The 16574-nt window shown below is 70.1% G+C and carries 4 protein-coding genes; 2 read left to right on the top strand and 2 right to left on the bottom strand.

The genetic code is table 11. The features are described from left to right. Positions 1-74: 74 nt before the first annotated feature. On the top strand, positions 75-914 hold the full coding sequence (locus tag ACIBQX_RS43305) for a TIGR03620 family F420-dependent LLM class oxidoreductase (protein ID WP_397015294.1): 840 nt from the start codon (positions 75-77) through the stop codon (positions 912-914). A gap of 118 nt (positions 915-1032) precedes the next feature. After that, entirely contained in the window at positions 1033-1209 is a 177-nt protein-coding gene (locus ACIBQX_RS43300; protein ID WP_397015292.1) for a hypothetical protein, read from the top strand. A gap of 337 nt (positions 1210-1546) precedes the next feature. On the opposite strand, the gene ACIBQX_RS43295 is transcribed toward ACIBQX_RS43300, so the two are convergent. Beyond that, positions 1547-3778 carry a hypothetical protein gene (locus tag ACIBQX_RS43295; RefSeq protein WP_397015290.1) on the bottom strand — a complete coding sequence of 744 codons (2232 nt, stop codon included), beginning with the start codon at positions 3776-3778 and terminating at the stop codon, positions 1547-1549. Positions 3779-3799: 21 nt separating this feature from the next. After that, the gene (locus ACIBQX_RS43290; RefSeq protein WP_397015288.1) at positions 3800-16531 is read right to left on the bottom strand and encodes a hemopexin repeat-containing protein; all 12732 of its coding nucleotides are present in this window, start codon (positions 16529-16531) and stop codon (positions 3800-3802) included. Between the last annotated feature and the right edge of the window lie 43 nt (positions 16532-16574).

Here is a 16574-nt window from a genome sequence, read left to right as displayed (position 1 = left end):
ACGATGCCCCCAGGTTATCGAGCGCGGCGGAACTGGTTCTGGTTTCCGATGCGGCGTGGTGCTGGGATCGGATCATGGATATCGACCTGGGACTGCTCGGCGCCCACCTACGCGAGCACGAGGTGAGCCCGGAAAGCGCGGTGGAGGTGGAGCGGGCCGGCTACGGCACGCTGTGGCTGGACGCATCGCCACCGGCCGACCTCGCCTTCGCGGAGAAACTGCTCGACGCCACCACCCGGCTGGTGGTCGGCACGAGCGTGGTCAACGTGTGGACCGCCGACGCCGAGACCGTCGCCGCCTCCTACCACCGAATCGCCGCCCGCCACCCCAGCCGGTTCCTGCTCGGCGTCGGGATCGGGCACCGCGAGGTCCACACCGAGTGGGCGTCGCCGTACGACACCCTGGTGTCCTACCTGGACCAACTGGCGCTGGCCGGCGTCCCGGCCGAGCGGACGGTGCTGGCCGCCCTCGGTCCGAGAATGCTGCGGTTGGCCCGCGACCGCACGGCGGGCACCATCCCCTGCCTGGTCACGCCCGAGCACACCCGGCGGGCGAGGGAGGTCCTCGGGGCGGGCAAGCTGGTACTCCCCGGCCACTTCGCGCTGCCGGAGCCCGACGTCGAGCGGGCCCGCGCCGTCTCCCGGGCCGCACCGCCAGGGAACGCGCTGCAGGTCACCAACTACGCGAGCAACCTCCGGCGGCTGGGCTTCACCGACGAGGACCTCTCCGGCACCGGTAGCGACCGCCTCATCGACGCACTGGTCGCCCACGGCGACCCGGCCGGGCTCGCGCGCGGCCTGACCGCGCACCTCGATGCCGGCGCGGACCAGGTTGGCGTCTACCCCCTCGGCGACGACCCCATCGCCACCCTCCGAGCGGCCGCCGACGCCGTGCTGGCCATCAGGTCCGAGTGACCCGGGCGGGAACGCGTCGGCGTCCACGTTGGCGAGCACCACGACCTCCGGTGCGGGCCCGTGCCCGCCTGCGTCCAAGTAGTCTCCACGCGGGGTCTGCGTCAACATCGCCCACGCCATGACGGAGCTGGAGGAGCTGCTGCTGACCTTCGGCGGCTGGGAAGAGGACGGCGGGGTGGACGCCGGCGAGCAACCTGCCCGCTGGCCGGTGGCGCCCCCTGAGCGGGGCATGCCGGATCACGGGCTGGACGAGAACGGGCCGTCGTATGGCCTGACCTTCGCGGGAATGCGGTAGAAGGTGCGGGTCGCCGTCCACCTTCCCGGTCGGTGAAACGGCCGGTGATGCGGCCCGTCAGGCAGAAATAGCTGTGCAGATCCTCGTCGTACGTGTCGTGTCCGCCGAGTTCCAGTCCTTCCGTCAGAGGCGGGTATTCGGGGAGGTCCACGGGTTCGCCCGGCTCCTGTGGCGGAGTGACGTCGCCGAGCATCTCACCGTCGTAGTGGAGGTGCGGCGGCGAAAGCCCTGGACCCACTTCCCCCGTGTAGTCGATGTCGAATACCCGCCGCTTTCCCATGCAACCCCGTGTGGACCACGGTGTTCCGCTGAAGATCGCGCACCTGCGGGAGACAGGCTAGCGGTCTGGCGGGTACAGCTCCTCCGCCAGGATGCTGATGTCGATCGGGTTCTCGGCGGCGATGCGCCGGGCGACACCCGTCAGGATGTCCCGCAGGTACAGGCTCGTTTGCGGGAACTCGTTCAGGTCATCGACGATCTTCTGCGCCCGGTTCTGCCTGATGGCGGGGTCCGGCTCCTTCGCAAGATCGAGGAACGCCATGCGGACATCGGGCAGCACGCCCGATGTGTAGAGAATCTTGCAGTCCCACAGATATTCGAGGAAGAGCAGGAAATGCTGGGCCTCGGCGTCCACCCCGCCGAGCACCTTGGCCTTCGTCACGACCTTCTTGAGGGTCACGGTGTCCAGGCTGGCGGCGAGCACGGGGTCCAGTCCCAGTTCCTTGACGTAGGGGTCGAAGGCCACTCGCGTCGGCGCCCCCCTCGGCGGGGCCTTCGCGTCGGACCGGGCCATCCGCCGCCGCACCTTTTCGATATTGTCGAGCTCGGTGTCCTTCAGGATCTTGCCCAGCTTGACGAACTTCACGGTGTTCTTGAGGAAGGGCCAGTTCTCCTCGTGGAGGATCTCACGCATCTCGGCAAGGGTGATCACCTCGTAGAACAGGTCCTTCCGCGATACCTCGCCCGCACGTTTGGTCATGCCGGCGTTGATGAGCTTGCTCTTGAAGGTCTTGTAGTCGGCGACGTCGTCGAGGTTGATCCCGTCCAGGCAGTAGTAGACCGGTTCGCCCTTCTGCCGGGCCCACCACAGGCCGGCCTTGCAGGCCAGCGCGCCCATCATCTTCGCGGAGTCCTTGCCGGTCAGGTCGGCGGTGAGGAGCTTGGCCTCGGGGCCCTGCTTCGACAGGAAGGTCAGGAAGTCCGTGGCCTGCTCCCGGAACGCCTCTATGTACGCCGTCCGGTCCTCCAGCATCAGCGCGTAGTTCACCTCCGAGCTGGGGTTCGGCTTGCCCGCCGCCAGCATGTCGAACGCCATCTCCGCCTTGGCGATGCCGCCCTCCACGCACTTGGGGATGGTCTCCGTGGGGTTCCGGAGCAGGGCCCGGTAGTTGTCGGCCGTGATGATGTCCTGCACCGCCGCCCAGAGGTCCATCATCCGGAGTGGGCGCATGCCGCCCGGCTTCGTCCGCGCGGCCTCGACGTAGGGCAGCCGGACGTCTTCGAATCCCCAGAACGTGCCCGGCTGGGCCTCGAACGCCACCAGCAGCTCTGAGCTCATCACCTTCTGGTAGGTGGTCAGGATGCCCGGGGACTCGCTGGTGGACATCGCCTCCAGAACCTGCTTCGCCCCCCTGACCTTCGCCTCGTTCTCGTGCTTGCCGAGGGTGCCCTGCTCGTAGTCGTGGACCCGCTTCAGGTAGGTGCTGAGCAGGTGGTCCAGCGGCTGGACGTAGCCGCTCCACACCCCTTCCTCGGTGGTGCTCCCCCGGCCGGTGTTCATGGGCAGGATGCATGCCAGCGCGGTGCTTACGTCCATGGCGATGAGATCGCAGATCTTGTTGTAGTCTCCCCCGTTCCACAAGGAGTTGTAGACCCTCGCGGCGAGACCGGTGCTCTTGTCGTTCCAGTCCTCCTCGACGGAGAGCACGCCCGGCTGCCACATGTAGTCGTACAGGGTCGCACCGATCTTGTCCGCCGCTCTCGGCGGCGCGGCGTCGCCGACGGACGAGGGGGTGTCATCCCGCTTCTTCCGGCAGTGCAGGATCAGAAGGTTCTCCACGACCGCTCGCGTGCTTCCGCTCAGCTCGGCGAGCGCGCCGCTGACGTCGATCCTGACCTGGTCGGCGGCGAAGAGATAGGTCACGACGATCTTGGGTTCGCTGTCCACGAACCCGGCGAGCAGACCCTTCTCCGTAACGATGGACTTCAGCAGCTCGTGGAGCAGTCGGTGGCGTTCCACGGAGACGACCTCGGAGGCGCCCTGCAGATCCGCGAGTGCCCTCGACAACTCCTCCGGCTTCCTCTCGGCGACCAGGTTCGCGACGAATTCCGGGGCGAGGATCTCCGCTTCGCGCAGTTCCCGGTCGTCCAGCGCGGTGCTTTTGAACATCTGGATGTGTTCGGTGTGCGCCCCCCCGCTCACCAGGGTCTTGGCAACCCACTTCTTGGCGCCCTTGGTCTTCGCCAGCGCCTCCGCCGGCTGTGGCGTCCGGAACGGTGTCGCCTTCCCCTGCGCCGGCGGCACCGGCACCCTGCCGCTGCCCGATCCCGACTTCTTCAGATTCTTCACGGTGATGCCTCCGTCGTCAGGTCAGCGGGCGCGGTAGAAAAGGACGAGGCCGACGTTGATCAGGGCCTCCCGTTCGCCGTCCACGGTCAGCGTCCACTCCTGGGCTCGCAGGCCAGGTAGGTGGATCGCCTTCCCGTCGTCGATGAGCTGCCCGTTCAGGCGCAGCCGGGCCGATCCCCAGTCGGCCACCTCGTACCGGGCGTACATGCCGGTGATCTGGACCCCGAGCATGTCGGGGAAACTCTCCGGCCCGATCGGCAGCACCAGGTCGCCGCCGTCGAGGAACTCCCGCCACTGCTCGGGGAACTCGCCTGCCACGTCGACGTACCGCGCCGCCGGGTACGGCCGCCGCATGCCGCGCACCGCGTTGGCGAACACCTCCCCGCCCTGCTCGGCGGTGTACTTGACCAGCAAGGTCACGTCGGACAGGTCGTACGGACGCCGGCCGGTGATCTCCATGCGCCAGGTCGACACCGCTCCCGTGCCCTCGAAAGGCAGGTAACGCTCGTCGTCGAAGCGCAGCTCGAACAGGCCGTTGTTGTCGCGGTGCTGCTCGGTGTCCGACAGCGCGATCTGCTGGCTGGGCCGCCAGTCCGACCGGACGGACGCGGGGGCGTCCCCCTTGGCGTCCAGCAGGTAGCGCACCGCCTTGGGGTCGAGGCTGAGCACCGTCCTGTGCCCGGTCTGCGTGAGCACGGCGTTGACCTCGATCGGACCTTCCGGCCCGTCGAACACGACCGAGACGGTCTTGACCCGCCGCCGGTAGTGCCCGGGGAAGTCCCGGTCGAACAGCTCCTCGGTCAGCGCGAACTCGCACCGGCCGTCGTTCTTCAGCGCGAGCACCGCGAGCGGGTCGAGCCGCAGCAGGGAGATCCGCTTGGTGATCTCCAGGCCGCGGTTGTCGGAGGAGGTGTACGCGTGCCCCAGGCGTTCGACGTCGACCGCCAGGGCCTCTCCCGCCAGCAGGCCGTTGCGGCGGCTCTCCCAGTAGACCGGCTGGATGTACGACTCCGACGCGCCCCTTTCGTACTGGTAGGCGCGTTCGGCGGCCTTGGCGATCTCGTGGGCCAGGCCGTAGGAGGCGAAGTACATCGTCGCCAGGCGCCCGGCCTTCCACCGGTAGAGCTCGGCGTTGGTGAACTTGCCGGTGAGGAAGGTCGCCACGGCCTCCAGGTCGGCGATCTCCTGGTCGGTGATCTCCAGCTCCCGTTGCGCGGCGGCGAGGCCGGCCTTGGCGGCGGTGATCTGGTGGCCCAGCTCGCGCTGGTCGGCCCTGGCCAGCATGGCCTGGAAGTGCCAGTCGCCCTCCTGGCGCTCCTGCTCGACGCGGACGCCGTACAGCTCGCCGAGGACGGAGAAGGCCTCGCCCAGGGTCTGGGCGATCTCGGAGCCGACGTCCAGGACCCTGCCGACCTGTTCGCCGCCGATCATGGTGCCGAAGATGAACGGACCGGCCAGGACCTGCGGGGCGCCGTAGGCGATGGCGGCGCCGATCTTCAGCCCTGCGGAGGCGAAGTGCGAGTTGACGCCGTCCGTCATGGCCTGGATCTGGGACTGCTGGAGTGGGGTGAGGCCGGCCTCGATGAGGTTGTCGTAGTACTCCTGCCGGGCCTCGGCGGCCTGGCGGGAGGCCTCGGCCTGGGCGAGGTACTCGGTGGCCGACTCCACCTGGGCCTCGCGTACGGCTCGCATCATCTGCCGGATGTTGCCCTCCTGCCGGGCCTGCAGCAGGGTCAGCTCCTCGGCGTCGCGGCGTTCGAGCACTCCCAGGAGCTCGCCGCCGAAGCCGCGCAGCCGGTCGACCAGGTCCTGCGCCCTGCGGTACAGGAAGCCGAACCGGTAGTGCGGAACCGGCGCCGAGAGCCCGGCCGTGACCTGGTCGGGAGTGAGCCCGGCCGCGGTGCCCCGGACCAGGGCCAGCACGTCGGCGGGCGGCTCGAACAGGGGCAGCGGACGGCTGAGGCCCATGAAGTCGAGGGAGGCCCTGATCTTGCGGAGCCGGTCCTCCACCCGGTCCCAGTAGTCGCCCAGCACCGAGTTGCCGGGGATGAAGAAGTAGGGGTCGGCCACCCCGCGGTGGACGGCCCCCATGCCGTCGAGCAGGGTGCCGCCGGCGGTCACGGTCTCGGCGTACGGGTCGGCGACCTCGGCCGGGTCGAGCTCGTCGTAGGTCCTCGCCGGGGGCAGGTGGCGCGGGCCGACGCTCTGCGGGCGCTCGCCGAGCAGGTCGTAGGCCAGGATGTAGAGCATCCTGGCCTCGTCGACGCTCTCCATCGTGTGCTGGCGGAACAGCAGGTCTCCCCAGTCGAGCACGTTGTCGACGTAGGCCATCACGACGGCCCGGCGGTAGGCGGCCGGGCGCAGCTCCGCGATGGCGTGCGGGTCGAGCGGGTCGTCCCGGTAGGCCTTCAGGAGGGCGCCGTGGTCGCCCATCAGGTCGTACTGGCGGCGCAGCCCGGCGATCATGCCGATCTTCTCGCGCAGCCGGTCCTCGCTCTCGAACGGGCGGACCCGGGCGGCCAGGCCGTCGAGCAGCTCCAGGTCGGCGGCGGTGCACGGGCGGGCGTGCTCGAACAGCGGAGCCAGCGACTCGACGTCGGCCAGGATCGGGCGCAGCCGCTGGCCGACACTCGGGGGCAGGTTCGCCAGGTCCGCCCGGCAGCCGGCGGCCAGCGCCCGCACGTCGATCGCGAGGAAGGGCAGGAATCGCCAGTAGCGGTCCTGCTCGGTGGGGTCGAAGACGTACTCGTACCAGGTCTTGGCGTCGGCGAAGCGCTGGGCGGCGTTGAGCGCCTGGGCGATGAGCAGCGGCGCGTGGAAGAAGATCTCCCAGTAGTAGCGGCCGTTGGCGCTCTGGAAGTCCAGGTGGCCGCTGACCGGCGCGCCGGCGACCTCGGTGCGCACCTGGATCGTGGTGGAGCCCGTCCTCTCGGTGCTGAAGGCGGGCAGTTCGTCGATCTCCTGGGTCTCCGGGGCCAGCAGTCCGGCCACGCCGCCGACCAGGAGCCTGCGGTTGAGCTCGAACGCCGTGCTGGAGGTGAGCCGGACGATCTCGTGCGGCAGGGCGGCGTGCTCGTAGGGGCGCTGCACGACGCCGGTCCTGGGGTGGACGGCGTACTGGCTGCCGACGAACAGGTACAGGTCCGACGGGGTGTCCAGGGCGCCGGTGTAGCGGGTGGCGAAGTCGGGCGGCAGCGAGCCCCAGTTGCCGTCGATCGGCGTGAAGGCGCCCAGCGTCGCGGGCTCCTGACCTGCGGGGATGACGGCGTACTCCGCGCCGCTGAAGATGTAGCGCTGGTCGCCGCGCTGGAAGGTCGCGTGGACGGGCCGCGGCAGCGCCTTCGGGTAGCCGGGGTCGGCGAGCTGCGGGATGTCGGCGCCGTTGAGCGTGTAGCGGTAGTACTCCCGCCCGCTGGCCAGGAACAGGTGGTCGCCGGACACGTAGGCCGCGTCGACCGTCCCGGTCGTGTTGAGCACCGTGGCGATCTTCCCGAGCGAGCGGGTCTGGTGCTGGGTGGTGTCGGCGCCCACGGTGAAGGTCTCGTCGCCGAAGAAGTACGGCGTGCCGTGCACGTCGGCCGCCGCCCGGATCTTCGGGGGCAGCCCGTCGGGGTTGTCCCTGAGTCTGCGCACGCCGCCGTCCGGGCGACCGTCCTCGATCTTCAGGTATGTGTCCCCGAGGATCAGGAACAGTGTGGCGTCTTTGACGAGCGCGGCTCGCACGCGGGCCCGGTCCGGAACCGGCCACCGGTCGCGGACCCTGCCGGACCGGCTGAAAGCGCCGCTCGTCACGTCACGCTGGACGTAGCTGTCGTCCTTGATGAAGTACTCGGCGCCGTCCCAGGTGAACGCCGCGTCGATCGACGCCCAGGGCGGCAGGTCCTCGGCGTTGCCGTCGAGCCGTCTGGGATACCCGAGGTCCATCTCCCGGTCCACCAGGCGGCCCCGGTAGCGGTAGTACTCGTGGCCGCTGAACACGTAGGTGAACTCGCCGCGCACCAGCACCGCGTCGACCCGGCCGGTGCCGGCCAGCTCCCCGCCGGCCACGTTGCCCCAGCGGCTCGCGGTGGACTCGCCGGTCGTCCGCAGCGGGCCGAACGGCTTGGTGACCAGGAACTCCTTGGTCAGGTTGGAGAAGAACCAGCGGGTGTCGCCGCGTTCGAAGGCGGCGTCGATGCGCTCCCAGCTGGGCAGCCGGTGGCCGTTGCCCTTGAGCTCCAGCACCGGCGGGTCCTCACCGGGGTCGGCGATGACCGGGCGCACCAGGAAGCTGCCGCCCTTGTGGTCGACGCTGAACCAGGGCCCGTCGGGCGACTCGACCGGCATGTTGAACCGGACCGCGCCGCCGACCGGCTCGGCGAAGACCTTGCCGACGTCCACCAGCTTGGCGGGCAGGGCGGGCGTGCCGATCGGGACGGCGTACAGCTCGGGGGTGAGCGCGTACGACACGGCGTGCTGCTTGCCGCCGGCCGCGTACGAGCAGGACGCCACGATGGAGTCGTGCGCGCCCGCGCCCGGGACGGTGGCCGAGGCCCGCACGAACAGGCTCTCACCGGTGATCGGGCCGTCGTGCAGCGGGCCGGGCGGCAGCGCCTGCGGGGCGACCCATTCGCGGTTGAGGTTCTGGAAGGAGTAGAAGATCCGCACCCGGTGCTCGGGCGGCGGCGTGGACACGTTCTGCTTGTCGCCCTCCGTCTTGGTGGTGATGACGGTCTTGCCGGTGTCCTCGGGGACGACCGCCTCCACGACGCTCCAGAAGACGAAGATCCGGCCGAAGGCGTGCACGGGGTCGACCCGCCCGGCGTCGATCTGCACGCCGACCTGGTCCCACGGCTCCCAGCTCGCCGACAGGCGGTCGCCGTCGCGGAACTCGGCCTCCCGGACGTACCAGCGGCGCGGATCGGTACGGGTGTGGCCGAACAGGACGAGCTGCCGGGTGCCGTCGGCGTCGTCGTCGGCCCGGTACACGTACGCCCCGGCGATGGCCAGCCGGCTGACCTCGGTGTACTCGTCGAGGTAGCGCTTGTAGGCGCGCTCGACCGTGTCGGCGGTGATCTCGCCCTGCAGGAGGTCGTCCTCCAGCTCCCTGAACGCGGGGGTCCTGGTGTCGCGCAGCTCGGGGCGGAGGTAGTTCTCCGGGTAGAGGAAGACCTTCCGGTTCGCCTCCCAGATCCGGTAGTTGCGGAGCCACTGCCACCAGGTGCGCAGCTTCGGCTTGACGTCCTCCCCCGCGGCCGGCTCCTCCAGGTCCAGGAGGTAGCGGTGCAGGTAGAGCTGGGCGGCCGCGATGGCCTCCCGCACCCGCGAGGTGACGCCCTCGCGGCCCATCTCGACGTCGATCAGGGCGTGCTCGTAGATCTCGGCGGCGGTGGCGAGCTCGCGGTGCAGGTGCAGCACCGCCGGGACCAGCGCGTCGCGCCTGAGCACGTTGAGGTCGCCCCGCGCGAGCGGGATCGCCGCCTCGGGCAGCAGCGCCTCAAGGGTGTCGGCGGTGGCGCCGTACAACGCTGACGGGCCGGCGCCCATGCCGGCCGCGACCGTGAACAGCCGGCTGAGCTTGAGCAGGAACTCGATCTCGAACCGGTCCTCCTCGGCGGGGAACTCGGTGATCCGGCCCGCGTTGCGCTTGACCCAGCGCAGCTCGTCGGGGTCCCACGGGAACAGCTCGCACAAGCGGTCGTACGGCTCGTCCGAGCCCTTGGCCAGCAGCGCTGCCAGGCCGGGGTGGCGGCGGCTGAGGTCGGCGAAGGAGACGATGGTGTGCATGTCGGTCAGGCGGTAGTCGGCACCGTCACGCCAGCGGTGCCGGAAGAGCTGCGGGAAGGTGCGGTCGATCACGTCCAGGCGGCCGGAGTAACGGACGTACCGGTCGTCCTTGACCAGGTAGGCGGCCTCGCCCAGGGTGAAGGCACCGGTGACGCCCGCCTCGAAGGAGGGGGGCAGGTCGCCCCAGTCGTCCTTGATCGTGCGGGGGTAGCCCTGCTCGGCGTGGTCGAGCTCACCCGGCGCGTAGCGGACATACTGCCCGTCGGCGAAGGCGTACAGCTCGCCCTGCCTGCCGACGAACGCGGCGTCGATCACCGGAGCGGTCGCGAACGCGTTGCGGATGCGGCCGAACCGGGCGGCGACCGCGTCGACCACACCGTCGACGGTGCAGCGGTCGCCCTTGAAGAAGCAGACCTTGCCGTCCCTCAGGAAGGCGGCGTCCACGCCGTCCTCGAACTCGGCCGGCAGGGGCCCCCAGTCACCCTCGATCGTGCGGGGGTAGCCCTCGTCGACGTAGAGGTAGTCGGTGCCGGTGTAGCGGACGTACTGGTCACCGGAGAACAGGAAGGTGTGCCGGTCGCGGACCAGCGCGGCGTCGACCTTCTTCCGGTCGGCGATCGCGTTGCGCACCTGGCCCAGCAGGCCGATCGGGTACGTCGCGGCCCGCGACGTGGAGACGGCGTGCACGAGGTGGCCGGTGACCAGGTGCGCGGTGCGGCCGTTGGCCACCGCCGCGTTGACGCCGTGCAGGGCCGCCGCGTCGTCGAAAGACTCGGGCAGCCCGCCGAAGGCCGCCTCCCTGCGCAGCTCACGCACGATGGGCTTGGGGTAGCCGGGGTCGGCGTACCGGTAGCTCGGGCCGGTGTAGCGGACGTACTGGCCGCCGCCGAAGAGGTAGGTGTGGCCGCCGAAGACCACCGCCGCGTCCACCACCGAGCCGAACGGGTTGACCGCACGGCCCCAGCGGTCGCGGATCCGGACGGGCGCGGTGAACGCGCGACCGGTGTAGGTGGTGAAGGTCTCGGTGAAGAAGAAGTGGGTCTCTCCGTCGGTCCCGGTGAAGGCGGTCCTCAGCCGGTCGCCGGGACCGACGGTGAAGCCGCGCCACAGGCGCTGGATCGGCCGCGGGTACGACCACAGGCCGGTGGCCTCGTTGAACTGCACGCAGCGGTCGCCGCTGAGCAGCACCATCGTCTGCTCCTCGAACAGCACCGCGTCAGGCATGGGGAACCCGTCAGGCGCCTTCCAGAACGTCTCGTCGGCGAGCGCCGGATAGCCGGGGTCGGGCCGCTCGTAGGCTCCCTCGTCGCCGGTGTAGACCAGGTGGCGGGTCATGCCGTCGGGCCCTGGGCGCTCGAACAGGTGCGTCGTGTCGTCGCGGTGGTAGGCCAGGGCGACGCTGGTCAGCCCGCCCCAGTGCTCGGCGATGGACTTCGGCCCGCCGTCGATGACGTCGGCCGAGTCACCGTAGACGACGAACTGGTCCCCGCTGAACAGGTACGTCCTCCCGTCCCGCCCAACGAACGCCGCATCCACCACGTTGTCCTGATAAATCGTGTTACGTGGGCGGCCCCACTCCTCGTCGAGCGGGTAATCCTTCCCGCTGGCCGTGTTAAGGCACATCGACCCCTTGAACAGGTACGTGTTCCCGTCGACCCCCGTCAGCACGGCGTCGAGCCCGTCGCGGTAGCCGGCCGGGACCGTACGCAGCGCCGGCGGACGGACCGGCTCGCTCTTCTCCGGGCCCTCCAGGGCATGCTGCCGGCGCCAGCCCTGATCCGTCCGCACCATGATCGAGCCATGGTCGACGTAGGCGGCCGAAATCCCGGGCAGCTCGTAGGACCGGTAGAGGCCGTCGGACACGGCGTGCCACTGGCCGCCCCGGAACAGATAGACCGTCCGCCGGTCGGCGAACGCCGCGTCCACCCCGTCGAGGGTGACCTCCAGCGCCCCCAGCCTGGGCTCCCCGGCCAGCTCCGACAGGGCCCGCGGGTAGCCGTCCTCGATCACCCGGTAGTCGTGGTCACGGTAGCGGACGTACTGGTCGCCGGAGAACAGGTACGTGTACGTGTGGACGTCCCCGGTCGGCTCGGTCACGTCCATGACCAAGGTGGCGTCCACCCGGCCGGTGCGCTGGATCGTGTTGACGACGTTGCCCCAGAAGTTCGCGGTGGTCGCCGGATAACGGTCGTCGATCTCGGTGTAGTCCGCGGTGGAATAACGGACGTACCGGTCGTCGGAGAAGACGTACGTCCTGCCGTCCTTGCCGACGAACGCGGCGTCGATGTGGTCGAACGGGATGCTGTCCCACCGTTCGCGCAGACTCCTGGGCTCCGACCACCAGCGGTGCCGACTGTCGAACACGACGAAGCGGTCGCCGCTGAACAGGCAGGTCTGGTTGTCGCCACCGGCGAAGACCGCGTCGAGCCGGGCGAACGTCTCGGGCAGGTTCAGCCAGTTCTCCGCCAGCGGCCTGGGGAAGCCGTCGTCCGGTTCGGTGTAGTCGCGGGTGGAGTAGCGCACGTAGAAGGGGGTGTCGTCGCCGTGGACCCGGATACGGTCACCGGTCCGGCGGATGGTCAGCTCGATGCCGCCCTCGGCGGTCACCCGCCACTCGGGCGAGGCCCCGGTCACGGGCGTGGCCGGCCCGACGACCACGCCGTGCTCCTGCAGACGGCGGCGCAGCGCGGGCGAGCAGGTGCCCTCGGCCAGTTCGGCCGCGTAGTCGGCGGGCAGATCGAGAATCAGCCCGACCGGCCCGAACAGGTGAGCCGAGCCGTCCATCACGAACGCGGCGTCGACCCGATCGAGCCCACCCCAGTCACCGGCGACGGCACGCGGGTAGCCGAGGTCGACGACGGAGTAGTCCGCGCCGGAGTAGCGGATGTAGCGATCGCCGCTGAACAGATAGGTCTTGCCGTCCAGCCCGACGAACGCGGCGTCGACCCGGCCACCGGGCAGCACGTCGGCCATCAGGCCCCACGTCGCGACGGTCGGCTCCACACCGCTGGAGGCGCCGAGGGCAGCGGTCTTGCCGTCCTTGAACAGGTGCACGATGCCGGAGCCGTTCTCGAAGGCCGCCTCGACGGCGCCCTCGAACTCGACCGGCACCTCCGGCCGCCACGTCTCGATCCGCCGAGGGTAGCCCTCGGCCACCCGGACGCCGTCGTTCTCCGGGCTGTCGGTGTAGCGCACCACCTGGTCACCCGAGAACAGCAGATAGCCGTCGGCGTCGGCATAGGCGGCGTCCATCCGCTCGGCGCCGTCGAAGGCGTTCCGCAACCGCCCCCACCGTTCGGTCAGCGGCTGCTCGGTCACCCCGTCGAAGGACCGCTCACCTGACAGGACGTACGTGCGGCCGTCGTGACCGTGGATCACGGCGTCCACCGCGGCACGAAAGGCCTCGGGAAGCGGGGTGTCGCCCTCCCACCACTCGGTGATCGGCCTCGGGTAGCCCTCGTCGGCATAGGTGTGGTCGTCGCCGGAGTACCGCAGATACTGGTCGCCGGCGAACAGGTGGATGCGGCCCTCCAGATCGACGTAGGCGCCGTCGATCTTCTCCGGGTCGGTGAAGTTGTTGCGTACCTTGCCCCAGACCTGCTCCTTCGGCGCCCAGCGAGTGCCGCCGGGCTCGCGGGTGAAGCACGAAGAGACGTTGCTCGGGCCCCGGCCGACGATCCACTCAGTGCCGTCGGGCAGGGTGAAGGCCGCATCGATCGCGGACAGGCCGGCGAAGCGGGGCGACAGCTCGGTCAGCGGCTTCTGCCGGGAGTCGGTCAGGGCCAATGTCCGAGCGGAGTAGGTCCAGTAGACGCTGCCGTGGAACATGTAGATCAGGCCGTCGTGACCGGTCAGCAGCGCATCGAAGCGATCGTGACCGGGCGGCATGGCGAGCGGCTCGGGGAACTTGCCGGTCAGGTCCTGATCGTGGAAGGCCACAGTGACCTCGTCGCCGTCCAGCCCGAGCTTGGCGGCCAGCCGGGCGAAGCCGCGAAGCCGCCGGTAGACCCGCGCGAACTCCGGTCCCGCCATGCCGCCGCCGAGCGCGGGTGCCACCAGCACGTCGAGGCCGCCCGGTGCCACGGCCGCGCCGATCGCCTCGATGGCGGGGCCTGGCACGCCGAGCACGTCCTGGAGCAGGCTGAGCAGGGCGCCGTGCTGGCGCGCGGCCAGCTCGCCGAGGGCGCCGGTCAGCTCGGCCACGGCGTCCGCCTGCTCCTTGGCCACCGCGTGCAGCAGGAAGAAGACGTCCTTGGCGTAGTCGTCGACGCCGGGCAGGCTGAAGTCGAGCGCGCTGGTGACGGTGCGGAAGTAGGCCAGCCGTCGACCGGGCACACTGAGCGTCTCGGTCAGGTGCCCGGCGTCGATGAGCATGGCGACCAGCCGGGAGCACTCGTCGTCGTCGAAGCCGAGCTCGGTGAGGGCGTCCAGGTCGAGGCGGTAGGGCGTCAGCGCCCGCGTGATGTCCGCGATGCGCTCGGAGACCAGCGTCCCGTCCTCACCGGTGAAGCCCTCACCCGGATCGAAGACACCGTTACGGGCCTCCTCGCCGGCGCGGCCCTCGTCGAGGACCTCCCGCTCCAGGCGCCTGACCACCCGGGCGGCCATGACGTCATCGGCCAGGTCCGCGAAGTCGGCAGGGGTGATCAGGTGCATCATGGCCTTCGCCGCCGCGAGCTGGGCCTTCATCGCCGCCAGCACCGCGCGCCGGACCGGGTAGAACTCCAGGGCGATCCCGAGGTCGGCGACATCGAGCGCGGCCAGGGCGGCCTTGTCACGATAGACGCCATCGGCGTCGACGACGCCGTTGAAGCGCAGGCTCTCGGCGAGCGCGGCGAACTGCTCGGCGGTCAGCCTCAGCTCGCCGAAGACGTCCGGGTCGAGCGGGATCCTGGCCGCCCGGTAGGCTTCGACCCGCTCCTTGAGCACGGCGAGCACGGCCGGCGCGACGTCGTCGAGCGACACATTGACACGAAAGTCGGCGGCCCGCGCGGGATCGGCGAACACCTCCGGGTCGAGGACGTCACCCTCCTCGGTGAGGTAGCCGTTGTGCACCAGGTTGTCGTACAGCTCGGCGCGGTCGGCCTCGGTGAGCTGCGGCAGGGCGGCGGCCAGGTCCGAGGGGTAAAAGGCGTCCTGCAGCCCCGCGACGACGCCGAACAGGGTCTCCCGGTAAGCGGAGAAATCCCCGGCCAAGGTGAGCCCGGCAGGCAGGTCCTCGGAGGCGAGCAGCCCGCCGGCCTCGATGACATCCCGGAGAACGAGGTTGGTGAAGATCTTGGCGGTCAGCCGGTTCCCCAGACCGAGCCCCAGGAAGTCGCCCTTGGTGAGCACGGCGAGACGGCCGACGGCATCGTGGGCGGCGGTGGCCACGACGGCCGGGTCGATCCGCAGCAGGCGCGGGTCGTGCGGGGACACCACACCGTCGGTGTACGTGGTCACCCCCTCGTACAGGACCCGCGCTGCCCGCTCGTCGAACCGGTCGGAGACGAAGGTCCGGGGGGTCAGCGCCATGTCCGCGAACCGTTCGGCGATCTGGGCGATGACCTGGGCCTGCTCCTCCCGCGACTCCGATGTGGCCGGCCCGCCGAGGACGGCGCCGAGGTCCTCCCCGGCGAAGCCCCACGTACGCATCCAGGCCACGACCTCGAACACCGTCTGGATCAGCCAGAGCGAGGCGGCCGGGTCCTCGTCGCGTTCGAGCATGCGGTAGATGTCGCCCGACCCGCCGTCGAGCACCGGCAGCACCGGGAAGGTCGAATGGCGTTCGATGGCCGGGTCGGCCTCCAGCGCGTCCAGCACGGCGAACAGTTCCTCGACGGACATGCCCAACGCGCCGGTCAGGCGGGCCACCCGGTTGAGCACGACCAGGCCCGGACGGCCGATCCCCCGGTCGAACGGGCTCTCCTCGAGCGGACCCGCGTAGCGCGCACGAAGCCGGCGGACCACCTCCATGATCTCTGTCTCCGCCAGGTCGATGGAACGTGCCAAAAGACGACGATACGACCGGTTCTGCGGCGCGAGGATGTCGCCGGCCGGAAACGGGCCGTCCTTGATCCCATCGGGCAGCGTCCGGGTGATGAACGCCTCGACGAGATCGAACGGCACGTCGTGCGTACGGTGCAGGTGGACCGCAGCGGCCAGCGCGCGCAGCGCGACCGGCTCCAGCCCGTTGGAGATCCCGGCGGTCACCCGGTCGAGGTCGGTGAACGACAGCCCCGACCTGCGGGCCAGCCGGATGAAGCGATGGGCGCGGTCGAACCACTCGTGCGGCGGCTCCCCACCGGAGCGCAGCACGAGCGTGCGATCGTCGGGACCGACCTCGACGACCGCACCCTGGTGCACCCAGAACCCGCTCCGGGAACGTTCCATCTCGGGATCCTGGTAAAGCAGATCGCGCAGTTCCTCACCGGTCAGCGAGGTCGCGGACAGGAACCGGTCGATGTCGCACAACGCGTTGACCTGCTCCTCCGAGCCCAGCCCATAAGCCTCGGCCAGGGAGGCGGCGTCGGAGCGCTGGACGGAGATGAGATCGACGTCCTCCAGGCTCAGCCCGAGCTGGTCGCGGGTCACCCGATCGGGATCCACCCTGGCGGCGAACAGCCGGTAGAACTCGACCGGATCGACCCCCAGATACTTCAGGTACGTGCCGAATCGCGCGGTGTCCAGCGAGAAGGGCAGGTGGAGCGGGTGCTTGAGCGTCTTCAGCCGGTCGTAGGGCCGCTCGCCCACCAGGGCTTCGAGCACCTCGTTGACGACGTCCAGGTAGGGCAGCTCGGTGAAGGTGCCGTCCGCGTCGAGCTCGACCTTCCCGATGTCCGGCCGCCGCCGCAGCAGGGAGACATCGGAGAAGGTCTCCTGAAGGAAGGTGAGCAGGTCGGTCAGATAGGCCGCCGGCGAGTAGACGGACCGGGCCTCATCTCCCGCCCGCAGATCGAGGTGCCCGAAAAGACGTTCATAGCTCGGTAACGAGGCATCGTTGCGCACGCGGAGGTCTCCCCGTCGGTAATCCCGCTGACTTGGCCGCCTC

Origin of the sequence: Nonomuraea sp. NPDC049714 (genome assembly GCF_044465295.1) — a bacterium.
Lineage (GTDB): Bacteria > Actinomycetota > Actinomycetes > Streptosporangiales > Streptosporangiaceae > Nonomuraea.
This window is presented reverse-complemented; position numbering and strand designations above follow the sequence as displayed.